General features: G+C 70.0%; 4 protein-coding genes. 1 reads left to right on the top strand and 3 read right to left on the bottom strand.

The annotated features are described in order from the left end of the window. Positions 1 to 44: 44 nt before the first annotated feature. Complete coding sequence (locus ACOZHM_RS03990) at positions 45 to 1916, top strand: diguanylate cyclase (protein WP_421567663.1); 1872 nt, start codon at positions 45 to 47, stop codon at positions 1914 to 1916. 9 nt (positions 1917 to 1925) lie between these two features. Here the strand turns inward: ACOZHM_RS03990 and ACOZHM_RS03985 are convergent, their stop codons facing one another. From ACOZHM_RS03985 to ACOZHM_RS03975, 3 genes are read right to left on the bottom strand one after another with little or no spacing between them, the layout of a single operon-like run. Next, positions 1926 to 2936, bottom strand: coding sequence for an OmpA family protein (locus ACOZHM_RS03985; protein WP_421567662.1), 1011 nt, complete (start codon positions 2934 to 2936; stop codon positions 1926 to 1928). Positions 2937 to 2946: 10 nt separating this feature from the next. Further along, a complete protein-coding gene (locus ACOZHM_RS03980) occupies positions 2947 to 6306 on the bottom strand; it encodes a hypothetical protein (RefSeq protein WP_421567661.1) in 3360 nt (1119 codons plus the stop codon). After that, the gene (locus tag ACOZHM_RS03975; protein WP_421567660.1) at positions 6303 to 15848 is read right to left on the bottom strand and encodes an SdrD B-like domain-containing protein; all 9546 of its coding nucleotides are present in this window, start codon (positions 15846 to 15848) and stop codon (positions 6303 to 6305) included. Before ACOZHM_RS03975 ends, ACOZHM_RS03980 begins: the two co-directional genes overlap by 4 nt. Positions 15849 to 15922 lie beyond the last annotated feature (74 nt).

The following is a 15922-nucleotide window of genomic DNA, read 5'->3' as shown; positions in this document are numbered from 1 at the left end:
ACGCCGTCATCAGTCTGCACCCGACCGGGGAAGTCGTTGCCTCCATGATTACGTTGTCGCTCGTCCGGCGCGGACTGCCTGCGCTTGCCTGTCTGCTGTCGCTGACCGCCCTGCCCGCACTGGCACAACGCCCGCTCGATGGCGCGCCGCGGATGGAACAGGTTGAACAATGCCACGCGCTGCTGACCAGTGAACCGCAGGCCGCGTTGACGATGGCGCGCACCCTGCTGGCGGCGCGTTCGCTGCCCACCTCGATCGAGATCGGCGCCGTGGGATGCCTGGGCGTCGCCTCGCGGGCCGTGGGGCAGCTGGACCAGACCGCCGGGCTGCCCGAGCGCCTGCTTGCGGCGGCGGCCCGTGCCGACGCCACCACCGAGGACCGGCTACGGGCGCGGTCGATGGCCTCGCACCTGCTGCTGTGGCGTGGCGACCACGCCCAGGCACTGGCGCTGACCCGCAGCTTCCTCGACGACGCCGTCCGCCAACGCGACGTGCAGGGCCAGATCGCGGCGCTGCTGCAGATCGCGATGATCCGTGGCGATGCGATGGGCGATGCGGAAGGGGCGCTGGTCTACCTGCGCAAGGCCACCGCACTCAGCGAACACCTGCACCGGCCGCCGAACCCGAACGACCTCATCCTCTACTACAACTACGGCTACGGGCTGCTGCAGATGCAGCGCAATGACGAGGCCGCCGCCGCCTTCAAGCGTGCCGAGGCGATCGGGGCGCGGCTGAGCGGGCAGGACGTGTTCCTGCACCGCATCGCCAGCCATCGGGCCGAGATCCAGCGCCGGGGCGGGCAGCTGCAGGCGGCCGAGGCCGGGTTCCGCGGCGTGCTCGACTGGCAGGCCGTGCAGGATCCGCAGGGCCAGGTGGTCACCCTGCAACGGCTGGCACGGCTGGCCATCGACCAGGGGCAGGACGCCACGGCGCTCGCGCGGGCCACCCAGGCGCAGACACTGGCCGAGCACGGGCGGTTCACCGATGAGGTCCGCAACGGGCTGGACCTGCTGGGCGACATCCATACGCTGCAGGGCAACCGCGAGCAGGCGCTGCGCTATGCGCGGCTGGGCCGCGAGATGGACCAGGCGCGCAGCAAGGACGAAACGCTTACCGAGCTGGCGCGCTTGCAGGCCTCGGCCGAACGCAGCATCGACCCGGCCCAGGTCAATGCGGTGCAGGACCTCGGCCGGGTACGCCTGCTGCGCAACAGCGCGGTCGCGGCGCTGCTGGCGGTCTGGGTGATCGCCACGGTGATCGTGCTGCGGCTGCGCCACCAGCGCCGCCAGCTCACGGCGCTGACCCGCACCGACAGCGTGACCGGGCTGGTCAACCGGCGCGAGGCGGAACGCCTGCTCGACGCCGATGTGGCCCAGGCACGGCAACGAGGCCGCAGCGCGCTGCTGCTGATCGAACTGGACCATTTCAAACAGCTCAACGACCGTCATGGCCAGGGCGCCGGTGATCGCGTGCTGCATGCCGTTGCCACGTGCCTGCAGCAGGCCTGCGACCGCCACGATCGGGTGTCGCGCCGGGACGGTGCCGGCTTCCTTGTGGCCCGCCACGACACCAGCGGAAAGGCCGCACAGGCGCTGGCAAACCACCTGCGCCTGGCGATCGAGCGGCTGGTGGTGGAGATCGGTCCGGGGCAGCACCTGACCCTCAGCGCGAGCATCGGGGTGGCCCCGCTGCCGTTCTTCGACGCTGCGCCGGCCGTGCTTGAAGACAGCCTGCGCGCCGCCGACCTGGCGCTGCAGGGCGCCCGCCAGAGCGGACGCAATGCCTGGGCATGCGTGTGGGGCGAACACGGCGGCGGTGCGCCGCCGCTGCACGCGGTGTTGGCGCACCCGGACGACGCGATGGCCGCCGGGTGGGTGACGTTGAGCGGCAGCCGCCCGATCCGCTGGACGGCGTGACGGGGCGCGTCAGCGCGTGACGTTGAACCGCACCTCTACCCGACGGTTGGGCAGCAGGCATTCGAGCAGCGCCGCACGCGGCGTCACGCCGTCGCACTGCTGTACCTGCTGGGTGTCGCCGCGGTATTCGTAACGCACCTTGGCGGGGTCGATGCCGCGCCCGATCAGCAGTTCACGCACCGTGCGTGCGCGGCGTTCCGACAGCGACTGGTTCGCGTCGAAGCCGCGCCCCTGCATGCGGTCGGCATGGCCGACCAGGGTGACGCCCTGCAGCTGCAGTTTCTCGCCGGCAATGCTGGCCAACGCGCGGTCCACGCTTTCCAGCGAGTAGGTGCGGATGTCGCGGTAGCCGTCGCGGTCGAACTCGAACAGCACGTTGGCCACCAGCGGGCCCGGCGCCGCCACCACGGCCGGTGCCACGTCGCACTGGCGCGCCTGCGCCTCGGCGTCGTTGACCAGCTCCTCGGCGATCTGGATGTACGGCTTGGAATGGCGCCACTGCTGCTGGTTGAACTCGTTGCCGGCATGCACCAGCTCGACTTCACCACAGGCCACCTGCTGCGCGGCGCAGGCGAACCCCGGGCTGCCGTGCAGCACGCGCAGGCGCTGCCACAGGTCGTCGCGCAGGTACTTGGCGTTGTTCACCAGCGGAGTATCGGTCGGCAGCGGGCTTGCGCCCTGCTCCATGCCGACGATCAGCCGCTCCGATTCGCCCAGCGCCGCCTGCGGGAAATCGCTGCGGTCGTTGCGGCTGTACTCGTGGAACGACACGTCCAGCCAGCACTGCGCCTTGGACAGGTGGTAATCGCGGATCGGCCGGCCGCCGTCGTCCAGCGCCTGGATGCGGCCCTGGGTGGCTTCATACGTGGCGTGGTCGGCATGGATCGCGGCGTCGGTGATGCGCTGCTGCTGCGGCAGCAGCTGTGCCTGCTGCGCCGACGCGGCACCGGAGAGGCCGGCGAGCAGCGCCACGGTCAGCAGCGGGCGCGCGAAACGGAGGGTCGTGTGGGTAACGGTCATCAGGGCATCCTCAGCGTGCCGGGTCGCGGTAGCGGACGGGGTCCGGCCGGAAAAGGTCTTCATCGAACTTGAAGCGCAGGCGCACGAACACGCCCTGCTGGGTGTATTCATAGCCATTGAGATCGCGGTCACCGGCGAAGCCGGTCCAGTTGTAGCCGGCCGACAGCCACAGGTTCTGACGCAGCAGCCTGCCGACCTCCATGCCGTAGGCATACTGGTTCGCACCGTTCTGCCCGCGGAAGGTGGAGCCGAGCACGCCGACGTCCCAGTTCTCGGTCACGTCGTACACCACCCGCGCGGAAAACAGCATCGCGCGGAAGCGGCTGTCCACACGCGCACCGTCGCTGTAGGCGAACTGGTCCTGCTGCCACTTGCCGGCCACGCGCCCGGTGAACCACCACGGACGCGACGGATGCCAGTCGGCATGCGCCGACACAATATGGGCGCGCGTGCGCACGTCCTGGCTGCTGCCATCCACCGTGCCGCCATCGACCAGCGTCAACCCGCTTTCGTCGCGTTCGAGCTTGTACTCGTAGCGGGCCAGCGCATTGATGCGGTTGCGGTCGGTATCGCGGTAGGCCACGCCCAGCTGGAAGCGGTCCTGCAGCACATCGCCGCGCGCCTCGTAGCGCGTGCTCAGCAGGTAGTTGCGGGCCAGCAGCGTCCAGTCGCGGCTGAGCTTTCGCGCCAGCATGAACTGCAGCAGCGTGGTGTCGAACGCCTCGTTGGTGTCGGTATCCGGCACGTCTTCGGAGATCCGGTGCTCGGCACGAATGGCACCCCGCCACAGCGGGTTGGCGGCGTAATCGAGGGCCAGCGCCAGGCCGGTGCTGTCGCCGGTACTGCCGTCGATCACCTTGACGTGCTCGGCCGAGCTGGACAGGCGCAGGCCTTCGGCGATATCCCAGTTGTTGCGGATACCCGAGGCGGCCTGCACGTCGCGGCCACTGATCGCATCGCGCAGGCGGTACTCGCTGAAGGTCTGGGTATCGCGCAGGTAGCTGCTGTCGATACCGAATACCAGCGCATCGGCCTCGCGGTCGGTGGTGGTGATGCCGTACGCGCTGGTCAGGCCGGTCTGCTTCTCGTAGCGGCCGTACAGCCGGCTGCGCTCGAACACCTGGTAATCCAGGCCTGCCGCCAGGCGTCGGCGGTCTTCACCGCTCACGCTGTGCTCGATCTCGGCGCCGCTGCTGAGCGTGTCGCTCAGGCGATAGCCCAGGCCGAAGCGGGCGCTGTCCGATTCCAGCTCGGTGCCCACCGGCAGATCGCTGGTGATCGGGCTGCCGGTGCTGCTGCCGTTGATCACCATCAGCCCGGTGGCGGGGTCCAACGCCTGCTGGCCGTAGCCGAGCGCGCCGCCCCCGGCGCCGGTGGCGAAGCCGCCGGTCAGGCCGCCGGCATTGCCGAATGGCACGCCGGACGACCACGGCGAGGTGATGCCGATGGTCTCGCGGATGCTGCGCACGCCCACGTCCACGGTCAGCCGTTCGGTGGCGTCGATGCGCACGCCGGCACCCCCGGCGTCGCGCTTGCCGCCGTCAGGATTGCGGTCTTCGCTGCGCAGACCTTCCACGTACAGCTCCAGGCGCGGGCCGAGCTGGTAGGCGACACGGGCGTTGTACTCGCCACGGCCGCCATACAGCGGCGCCGCCGGATTGTTGAACGCCGGGTCGGTGCGGGCGGCGAACAGGCGCGCTTCCAGCTTGTCGGTCTGGTGGGCGAACTCCACCCGCCAGGCATCGCCGCTCACTTCGCCAGTGACGTCCTTCAGCCCCTGCGAGGTGATCTGGTTGATGCTGTTGGTGTTGACCTCGCTTTCAGTGCGCGCGAACTCGGCCACCAGCAGGGTGTTGTCGCCGAAGCGGTAGCTGGCGTTGGCACTGCCCATGCGGAAGGCCGCATACGGGTTGCGGTCGTCCACCGCCGCTGCGCCCACTTCCAGGCGGTCGGTCAGCTTGACCTGTGCGTCGGCGCCCACCACCCAGAACTTCACGGTGTCCTGGTCCAGTTCGTAGGTGATGCGCAGCGACACCGCATTGAGGTCGCTGTCGAACGCCGGCAGGAACTGGTTGAGCAGGATGCGCCCGGAGAACGGCTCGAAGCTGTAGTCCACCAGCCGCGCCAGCGGCCGCACCGAGACGATGCGGGTGGGCTGATTGCGGTCGCGCACGATCACTTCCACGCGCTCGCTGCCTTCCAGCACCGCGTTGTTGCGCAGCGCATACGGGCCACTGCCCTGGCTGCGGAACTCTTCGATCACCTGGCGCAGGGAGTCTTCGATGGCGAACACATTGCTGCGCACGCGTTCGCTTTCGAAGTGCCAGCCCAGGCCGGTGGCGGTGCGGTTGTAGGTGCCCAGGCTGCGCTGCGGAATGGGACCACTGCCGCCGATCCCGGTGGCGGTGGCCAGCCCGTCGCCGGTCTGGAAATCGCCGTACAGCAGGTAGCTGCGCTTGTTGTCCAGGCGCACGTACAGGCGCTCGGCCGAGCGCGCGTCGAAGCCGCGCAGCGACGAGTCGCCGTAGACCGGGTAGAACTCCTCGGGCTGGATGTCGCGCAGCAGGCGGCCACGGGTGTCTTTGTCCGAATCGTAGGCGGCGGTCAGCAGCGTCTCGCCCTTGATCCGGCCCTTCACGAAGAACGCAGTGCGCGCCGCGGCGTTGGCCTTGCCGTTGTTGAACTGGCGTTCCCAGCGACGGATGTCGCGGTCGAAGGCGTCGTTGTTCTCCACTGGCGAGATCAACCCGCCGTTGCCGTGGCGGCGGAAGTTGACCACGCCCTCGATCAGGCCGGTGGCGATCATCTCGCGCATTTCCGGCACGAAGCCGATGCTGCCCTGCGCGGTCTCGGCGCCGGCGGTGATGCGCAGCAGCACGTCCTGCGGCTCGTGCGGGGCGATCAGGTCGAACTCGGCCACGCCGTTCACGACCTGCAGCTGCACGCCCGGGGTGACCTTGTCGGCATCCAGGGCGCCGGGGCCGAGTTCATCGGTACGCGAGCCCGGCAGGCGGATACGCCCACCGCTGTTTTCGAGCGTGGCGTAGGTGGTGCCGGTCAGCGGCAGGCCGCTGGGATCGAGCAGCTGCACGCGCACATGCACCGGGCTCTGGCCATCGGCGGGTACGCCGTCGCGGTCCAGCTCCACCACGATGCGGTCCAGCGTGCCCGCCGCCGGGGTCGTGCGCAGCGCAACCGGCGCCGCGTCCGTGCTGGCCGGGCTGCGCGGGTACAACGTGCTGGCATCGCCCAGCACCGGGGTAAACCGGCCCGGGGTGCCCACGGTCTGGGCCATCGCCGGCACGGCGGCCAGCGCACAGGCCAGCAGGCTCAGGCGGGGCAGCTGGCGCACTACGGAAGCACGGCTCATGGCTGGCCCTCCGTGGCGGTGCCGGCGGCGGGCGGGTGGGCTCTGGGGTGCACGATGGGTCTCTGGTTGGCCGTATCGGTCGCCTGTTGCGGCGCCCGTGCGGGTTTGCTCTCGAAGCGCAGCGGCGCCTGTCCCGGTTCGGTTTCCGGCGCGCGTACCTCACCCTGGGTGCGGCGGGCCTTGACCTGCTCCAGCACCGGGTTGGAACAGCTGCCCTCGATGAAGTCGGCGCGGTGCAGCTCGCCGTTCTTCAGGTCCAGGAACAGGCTGTCGGCGTCGCCCAGGTTGCGGTTGCTGCTGGTGGTCAGGTGCGCGCCGACCGGCAGCGTGCTGGCGTCCACCTTCAGCGTGTGGCTCTGCGGCGGCAGGCCGCAGTGGCTGTACTTGCCTTCCGAATCGCTGATTACCCAGGTGCCGTCGGAGAAGTACAGGCGCACGCCCGGGATACCGAGCTCTTCCAGGTCCTGCACATGGTTGTTGTTGCAGTCCATGAACACCTTGCCGAGCACACAGGCCTGGTCGGTGAACACGCCGCCGGTGACACGCACGCGGTACTCGGCGCGGTTGGACGCCAGCGAACCGGGTAGCGGCGCGATCGCGACCGGATCGATGCAGCCACCGGCAATCGAGCAGCCGAAGGCCTGCGCCCGGTTGATGCCGTCGCCCTGCTGCGCGCCAACACCCACGCGGACGCGGTAGGTCAGCACCACCTGGCCACCGACGCTGATCGGCCCCAGCGCGAAGCCGAGCAGCGGGCCCGGCTTGCCGGCCGGGTCGGCGACCGCACGGCCCTCGGCACGCGCGGTGCCGTCGATGTAGGTGAAGCCACGCGGCAGGCGGTCGACCACGTTCAACGCCGCCAGCGCACTGCCGGCGGTCTGCCGCACGGTGATGGTGTACTGCACGGTGTCGCCGATCTCGGCGGTCTGGCGGTCACCGGTCTTGGTGATCGCAAGGCCCGTGGCCACCGCCGTATCCAGCGGCAGGTGGTTGTGCACGATCGCCGCCGTGGCCGAACCGGCGAACAGCGTGAGGTAGTACTGCGTGGCGGTGCCCACGGCACCGGTCGGCGCCTGGGTGTTGGCCTGCACCACGTGGTTGGCACCGGCGCCGCCGGCCGGCGACAACGCGTCGGCCTGCGGCGGAATCATCGTCGACACGAAGGTGTAACCGCCCGGCGGGGTCACCGTCAGCTGGAACTCGCAGCGGGCCGGCGCGGTCGGGGCGAAGGCGAACTGGTAGAAGCCTTCGCTGCCCACCGTCATGGCAATGCTGTTGCCGTCGATGCGATAACCGCCACCGGCCGCGTTGAGCACGGCGGTGCGCGGGTCGTAGCCGGCACACAGGCCCACCGGCGCCAGCGTGACAATCGATCCCGGCACGGGGTCGCGGGTGGTGGCGTCGTACACCACGCCCGACGGGTCCACCGGCAGGCTCTGCTGCGGCAGGTGTTCACCGGCACGCAGCACCACTTCCAGCTGGCTGGTGCCGTTGTCGCTGGTGCGGCAGGCACTGACGCCGCCGCGCGCGATCGCCGCGTCGGCGTCGCAGGCTTCCTGCACGCCGTTGGCGGTTTCGCGGGTGACCGGGAACGGCCACAGCACGGTCGAGCGCGGGTCGCGGAAGCGGATGTTCCACTTCACGCCGGGCACCACGTCGCCGAAGCGATAGCTGCCGTCGGCCGCGCTCACCGCGGTCTTCACCACCTGGCCGGTGGTCGGATCGACCAGTTCAACGGTCCAGCCCGACAGGCGGCTGTCGCCCCCGTCCAGCAGCTGGTCCTCGCTGCCCGCGTCGAACCACACGGTGCCACCGACCGACGCCGACAGCTGCACGCTGTTGGGCACGCGGCAGGCGTTATGGCTGATGCTGTCCACGCACACCGGCAGGTTGCCCACCTCGCCGTCGAACGCCGCGCGCTCGGTCGGGGTCGGGGCGCGGAACGGGTTCTCACCGCCGCCTTCGACCAGCACGGCGTTGTTGACCGTGCCGGCTTCTGCGGCGGAGGCCGCCACACGGACCACCACGGCGATGCTGTCCGGCGACACCGCACCGGCCGCCAGCACGCGCTGGCTGGCGCAGCTGAAGCGGACCGCGCCGGGTTCGCCGGTGCAGGTCCAGCCGGTCCCCACCGGCACGCTGTCCAGGCTCAGGCCGGCTGGCAGCCGGTCGTGCACCGTGTATTCGCCACGCGAGACCTGCTGGCCGGCGTTGCGCACCTGGATGGTGTAACCGGCCAGGTTGTTGACGGTGAAGCGGGTGCTGGTGGACGCCTTGCTGACCATCAGGTCGGGCGAGTCGCCGATCTCACCGAAGTTGTTGTCCACCGAATCGGCCCCCAGCGGCAGCACGATCTGGCTGATCGTGGACGGCACGCTGGTGCGGTCGCTGGCCACGCCGACGCTGGCACCGTTGACGGTACCGGCGCTGGTGATGCCGTTGAGCGTCTGCGGCGGCTGGGTCGGCTCGGTCACCGTGTAGGTGCCCGGGCGCAGGCCCTCGAAGCGGTAGCGGCCGTCGGTATCGGTGGTCAGCGTGAGCGACACCGGCTGACCGAGGTCGTCGGTGCCGGTGAGCACGACGCTGACGCCCGCGATGCCGCCTTCGCCGGCATCGACGCTGCCGTTGTCGTTGCTGTCGTTGTAGACGCGGCCGGCAATGCTGGCCGCCGGAATCTCACCGAAGTTGTTGTTGATCGACTGCTGGTTGACGCCCAGCACCAGCGCGCTGATCTGCGACGGTGCGGTGCCCGGCGCGGTCACGCTGCCACCGGTGCTGCCGGCCACGGTGCGGCCGTCGCGGGTGCCGGTCGGCTGGTCCGGCTCGGTCACCCCATAGGTGCCCGGCGGCAGCTCGGCGAAGCTGTAGCTGCCGTCGGCGTCGGTCACGGTGTCGCGGGTGATCGGGTTGCCGGCCAGGTCGGTGCCGGACAGGGTGACGCGCACGTTGGCGAGCCCGGTTTCACCCGGATCGACCACGCCGTCGTTGTTGCGGTCGGTCCACACCTTGCCGCTGATGCCGCTGTTGAGCGGAATCTCGCCGAACAGGTTGTCCACCGAGGCGCTGCCCGGCGTGCTCAGGTCGATGGCGCTGATGCGGCTGGGCACGGTGGTCACCGGCGTGGCGGTGCCGCGGCTGACGCCGCCGACGGTGCCGGCGGTGGTGATGCCGTTGCTGGTGCCGGCCGGCTGCTGCGGTTCGGTCAGGGTGTAGATGCCCGGGCGCAGGGTATCGAAGGCGAAGCGGCCATCGGCATCGGTCTGCATGCTCACGTTGACGCTGGCGCCGGTGTCGTCGGTGCCGGTGACCTGCACGGTCACGGCCTCGATGCCGGTCTCGGCCGCCCCATTGCGCAGGCCGTCGTTGTCCACGTCGAAGAACACCGTGCCGGAGATCGCCACCGGCAGCACTTCGCCGAAGTTCTGTTCAATGGCCGCCTTGCCGGCCGGCAGCACGATCGCACTGATCGCGCTGGGCACGGTGGCGACGGGCGTGGCCACGCCGGCAGAGGCGCCATCCACGGTGCCCGCACGGGTGATGCCGTTGAGCGTCGGCGTGCCGTTGAACAGCGGCTGCGCGGTCTGCTCGCTCACCAGGTAGGTGCCGGCCAGCAGGTGTTCGAAGCGGTAGCGGCCATCGGCATCGCTGACCGCCGCCGGCACGGCATTGCCCAGCGCGTCGACCGTGCCGGCCGGCAGCAGCAGCTGCACGCCGGGCAGGCCCGGTTCGCCGGCGTCCTGCACGCCGTTGTTGTTGCGGTCCAGATAGACGGTGCCCGACAGCGACGCCGCCCGCTCACCGAAATCATTGCCGCTGGAGCCCGCCGCCGGCAGGTTGGTCACGGTGATGACGTTGCCCGGCTGCTCGCGGCCCTCGCCCAGCCCGGTCGGCTGGGTTTCGGTGATGCGGTAGTCCTGGCCGGCAATCGCGCCGGGGTAGCTGTACTGGCCCGCGGCGTTGGTGACCAGATCCACCGAGGTGTCGTCGGAGGTGCCGAACACGCCGTCCGCACCGGCGCCCACGATGGTCACCTGCACGCCGGGAATGCCGACGTCGCCGGCATCGTTGTCGCCGTCGTCGTTGCGGTCCAGGTACACGGTGCCGCTGATCGGCGCATTGGCCAGTTCGCCGAACAGATAGCCGGTGGCGTCCTGGCCGGCGGTGATGGCGATGGCGGAAATCACATTGGCCACCGCCGTGCTGCCGGGCGTGGCGGCATTGCCGGCCGTGTGCTTGCCGTCCAGGTAACCGGCCGGCTGGGTTTCGGTCAGCGTGTAGTCGGTGCCCGTCTGCGGCGGCAGCAGGTCGGCGAAGCGGTAGCTGCCGGTGGCATCGGTGGTGGCGGTCAGCGCCATCGGGTTGCCCAGCAGGTCGATGCCCGAGAGCGTCAGCGTGACGTTGGCGATCGGATTCTCGCCCGGGTCGCGGCGGCCGTTGTTGTTGTTGGCCGCGACGTTGGAGAAGTCCTCATAGACCACGCCGCTGATCGAGCCGAGCTTCTCGCCGAAGTCATTGCCGCTCGAACCGGTCAGCGGCAGCGCGTTGATCGCGATGACGTTCGACGGGTTCTCGGCCGCGTTCGCGTAGCCCTGCGGCTGCGTCTCGGTGATGCGGTAGTTCTGCCCGACCACGAGCGCGTCGAAGGCGTAGCGGCCCTGCGCGTCGGTCTGCACCACCACCGGGGCAAGGTCATCGGCATTGCCGAAGATGCCGTCGGGGCCGGCGCCGGTGAGCGTCACGGTGACGCCCTGCAGGCCGCCGTTGGGCTGCGAATTGCGGGTGCCGGCATCGCCGGCATCGAAGTCGCCGTTGCCGTTGCGGTCCAGGTAGACCTGGCCGGAGATACCGGTGATGGCGTCTTCGCCGAAGTTGAAGACAGTCCCGTCTTCGCCGCGCGACAGGTCGATGTTGCCGATCCGGTCGGTGGTGGCGGCGTCGCCGGCCGCGCCGGTCGTCGTGGTGCACCCCACGCACGCGGTGCCGCCGACCAGACCCGGATTGATCGCGCTGGGACGGTTGCGGTAGCTGCCGGCCGGCAGCACCTCACGCAGCGTGTAGACCTGCAGCGGGTCCAGACCATTGAAGGTATAGCTGCCGTCGCTGCCGGTGGTGGTGGTCGCCAGCACGGTACCGGCCGCATCGAGCAGCTCGACCGTGGCGCCGGCGATCGGCGCGTCACCCGCATTGCGGGTGTTGCTGTAGTTGCTGTCCACGTAGACGAAGCCGGACAGCGCCGGGCGACGCACTTCGGGGAAGTTGTAGCGCAGCGCATCCACGCCCGCGCCGAGCGCAACGCCGGTGTAGAGCGAGTTGGCGCTGGCGGCGGGATCGACCACCGCAAACGTGCCGCCGGCCGACGGCGCCTGGCCGCCGCTGGTCGGCGGTGCCACCGGGCCATTGACGTAGGTCGTCGGCTGCACCTGGGTGACGGTGTAGCCGCTGGCATCTGCCGGCGCGAGGTTGTCGAAGCGGTAGACACCGCTGGCGTCGGTGGTGGTGGTCAACGCCACCGTGTTGCCGTAGGCATCGGTGCCGCCGAGGCGGACCTCGACGCCGGAAATGGTCGGCTCGCCGGCCTGCGGCGTGCCGCCATTGGCGCCCGCGCGGTCGCGGTCCTGGAACACCACGCCGGCCAGCGAGGAACGCACCACCGTATGGGTGCTGGTGCCCTCGTCGTTGCCGGGGGTGGGGTCGAGCTGGTCGCTGGTGGCGCGCGCGGTGTTGCTGCCGGCGCCATTGGTGGGCAGCGTGGTCCAGCGCGCGGGAACCAGCACGCGGGTGCGCCCATCGAGGGCCAGGTCGCCCATGCGGCAGGTAAGGTTGCGGCCGTTCAGCACGCAGTTGCCGCTGCCGTTGGTCACCACGCCAGCGTCGGCGGTGGTGCCGGCTTTCTGCCAGCTGGTGCCTTCGCCGCCTCCGATCACTTCCAGGCCAGCCGGCAGGGTATCGGTGACCACCACGCCATCGCCGCGCAGCGGGTTGTCGCCACTACGGTCACGCGACAGGCTGTGGCCAGGGCCGTTGTTGACCACATCCAGCACGTACCAGAACGGCTGGCGCAGGCTGATCGTGGTGGCGGCCGCCGGCAGCGGCTGGGTCGGGTTGGCGTTGGGCGCCAGCACCACGCTGGTCTTGGTCATCGCCAGGTCCGAACGCGTCCGGATGCTGGTTTCCTGCACGGCAGTGTTGTTGCTGCTGTCGCGCTCGGTCTCGGCGGAGCGTGCGGTGACCGAGTTGAGCAGGGTCGCGCCGGTCGCCGGCGGCGGGCTCAGGTACTGGTACACCAGGTACAGGTAGCTGGTCTGGCCAGCGCCGATCACGCCCTGTTCGGTGGTGGCCACGCCGATGCTGGGCATGCTGCACGACAGCGTCTGCGGTGCGGTCGTGGGGTTGCTGCTGCCTGCGGCCACGCTGCAGCGGTCGCCCGGCGCTTCCAGCGCCCCCTGCGGGGTGGTGGCGGTACCGGTGCGGCTGCCGACGAAGGCGACGTTGGCGCCACTGGCCGGGGTGATGGTGTCTTCGATCAGCGCGCGGGTGGCCAGCGAGGGGCCGTCGTTGCGCACGCTCACCTGGTAGGTGATGTAGTTGTTGGCTTCCTGGCCGACGCGCGAGTCGTAGCCCAGCGGATCCACCGCGCCGACGAAGTTCTGGTCGATCTTGTTGACGATCAGGTCCACTTCACCGGCGGTGAAATCGAGCACGGCCGACTTGCTGTCATCGTCGGTGCGGCTGTTGTAGTTGTAGCTGCGCCCGCTGCTGTCGGTGCCGCTGGCCGGCACGGCGGTGCCGGTGTTGTCCGGGTCGAAGTAGAACGTGCCGTCGTTGGTGAACTGGCGGCCGGTGTTGCCGCTGTTGACGTTCGGGCGGATCACCACCGTCATGGACTGGGTGGAGTTGTTGGCCATGTCCAACGGCGCACAGGTCAGCCGCAGCGTGGCGGGCGCCGCGCTGGTGTTGGACCACGAGGTGCCGCCCGGCCCGGCCGCCGAGCTGATGCCCGCGTCCTGACGGGTGACGGTGCACGCCTGGGTGCCAGCGCCGGTGCGCGCGGCCGACACCAGCACGAAGCCCGCATCGTTGGCCGGCAGGGTGAAGGTGTCGCTGAACACCACGCCGCGCGCCATGGACGGGCCACGGTTGAGGTAGGTGATGCGGTAGGTGGTGTTGACGCCCGCACGGCCGGGGCTGCCGGACGTGATGTCCTTGGCGGTGGTGGCCACGTTGGCCACCGGGTCGATCTGGACCCAGTCCGAGGCGCTGTTGTTGGTGGCGTCGGCTTCGCCGATCGACCCGCTCACGCTCGGGTCGACGCTCACCCCGGCGGTGTTGCAGAAACGCCCGGCCGGCATCGCCACGCCGCCACAGGTGCCTGCCGTCTGCGCCTGGCTGTCGAACAGCCCGCGGTTGACGGTGAATGCAATGGTTACTGTGGCATTGGCCGCCAGCGCGGTGGTGTTGGAGCGGCAGATCCAGCTGCTGCCGGAGAGAGCGCAGGTCCAGCCTGCCGGGGTGCTGGTGGGGGTCACGGTGGTCGAACCGGTGACGAAACCCGGGATCGGATCGTTGACCACCACGCCGGTGGTGGCTGCGCCACCGTTGCTGACCTGCAGCGTGTAGCTCACGCCGGCGTCGGTCTCGCGGATGATGTTGTCGGCATCGCCGGCACCATTGGTGCGCTTGGTGATGGACAGGTCGGCGCGCGCATCGGTGGCGCGGCTCTGCGCGCCGGTGCAGTCATTGCTGGTGTTCGGGTCCAGGTTGATGCCGCCGGCGGTGGTCGGTTCGGCCGAGCCGCCGCTGCCGCCGGTACAGGCGGTGTTGGCCAGCGTGCCCTGCAGGCGCGCCAGCGTGTACAGGGTCAGCGCGGCCGAGTTGCCGTTGACGGCCACCGGGTAGCCGCCGGTCTGCGTGCAGGTAACCACCTGCGCGGGGGCGCCGCTCCAGGCGCGGTCCACGCTGCAGCTGAAGCCACCGACGGTGACCGGCGTGCCCGGCGCGTACGGCTGGCCGCTGGCATCCACCCACTCTTCGCCGGCGGCGAGCGTGTCGACCAGCTGCAGGTTGCCCGTGACCGTGCGCGGCCCCAGGTTCTGCGCGCGCAGCGCATTGGTCATCATGCTGTCGGTGCGCGCGCCGGTGTTGTTCCACACCGGCACCAGCGCCGGCGTCTTGGTCTTGGTCATGCGCAGGTCGGCACCGTCGGGAATGACGGTCAGGCCGACCGTGCCGGTGTTGTTGGCCGCCACCGGATCCGGCGTGGTGGCGCTGATGGTGGCCGTGTTGCTGACCGTGCCGCTGCTGTTGGTGCCGGTGGACGGCACCTGGGCCTGGATCGCGATCTGTGCCTGCGCGCCGGGCGCGACGCTGGCGGCGTTGCAGGTCACCACGGTCCGTTCCGGGTTGATGTCGCACGACCAGCCGTTGGGCCCGGAGACACCGTTGACGATGAAGCCTTCCGGCAGCGGATCGCGAAGCACCACGTCGGTAGCCGCGCTCGGCCCGTCGTTGCGCGCGGTCAGCGTGTAGGTCACCACCGAGCCGGCAGCGGCCGGCGCCGGGGACACCGACTTGGACACCAGCAGGTCCGCACCGGCGGTGACCGGGGTGGTCACCTGCGCGGCGTTGTTGTCCGGCACCGCATCGGGCACCGTGCCGGCGTTGACCACGGCCGAATTGACGATGTTGCCGGTGCCGACATTGACCTTGCCGCGGAACGAATAGCTGGTGGTCGCGCCCACGGCCAGGGTGCCGTTGTAGGTGCCGTTCTGCTGCGCGAACGCCCAGTCCGCACCGCTGGGCACGCCGACCAGGGTGACGTTCGGCGGCAGCGTATCGACCACGTTGAAGCCGGTGGCCACGCTCGGGCCGTTGTTGCGCACGGTGAGGGTGTAGGTGATCTCACCGCCGCCGATCACCGGGCTGGGCGTGGCGCTCTTGCTCAGCTCCAGGTCCGCAGCGGCCTGGATGGTGGTGTTCTGGCTGGTGCGGTTGTTGGCGACGTTGGTGTCGCTGCCGAAGAACGGGTCGGTGTTCTGCAGCGTGCTGATCGGGGTGGTGGCCGGCGGCAGTGCCGTCGCGAAGCCAATCGCGGCGCGCACGGTAATCGTCGCCGGCTGCGAGGCCGTGGTGGTGACCGGCAGCTTGAACTCGTACGGAGCCGTCGCGGCATTCAGCACCGGGTTGTTGCAGACCACCCGGGTGCTGCCGCTGGCGCCTGCCGATGCGCTGCAGCCGGCCGGTGCGGTGCTGCCCAGCGCCGTGCCTGCGGGCAGGTCGAACAGCGTCACGCTGCCGCTGGCGTTGTCGTTGGCGCCGTTCTCGACCTTGACGTTGTAGATCACCGTGGTGCCGGCGGGCACCGGGTCGTAACCGGTATCGGAGAAGTCGGTGATCTGCAGGTCGATCGCCAGCGCGCTCAGCGGCGAGCACAGCAGCACGGCGGCCAGGCCACGCAGGCAGCGGGTGCGCCACGGCAGCGCTTTCGCGCGCTCGAACGACGACACCGCCGCGCAGACGACTGCGCGATCGCTATGGCTGGACATGTGTTTTTCCCCTGTTCCGGTCGTTGCAGCGTTCACAGGGAACGCCGCAAGCTGCGTACCTGCCGCAACCGGTC

The sequence above is a fragment of the Stenotrophomonas sp. PD6 genome, assembly GCF_049199305.1.
GTDB lineage: Bacteria > Pseudomonadota > Gammaproteobacteria > Xanthomonadales > Xanthomonadaceae > Stenotrophomonas.
Note: the sequence above shows the minus strand (reverse complement) of the source record. Positions and strands in the feature narration are given on the sequence as shown.

Coding starts and splice junctions, on each gene's coding strand:
- ACOZHM_RS03990 (WP_421567663.1), top strand. CDS start 45: ATGATTACGTTGTCGCTCGTCCGGCGCGGACTGCCTGCGCTTGCCTGT.
- ACOZHM_RS03985 (WP_421567662.1), bottom strand. CDS start 2,936: ATGACCGTTACCCACACGACCCTCCGTTTCGCGCGCCCGCTGCTGACC.
- ACOZHM_RS03980 (WP_421567661.1), bottom strand. CDS start 6,306: ATGAGCCGTGCTTCCGTAGTGCGCCAGCTGCCCCGCCTGAGCCTGCTG.
- ACOZHM_RS03975 (WP_421567660.1), bottom strand. CDS start 15,848: ATGTCCAGCCATAGCGATCGCGCAGTCGTCTGCGCGGCGGTGTCGTCG.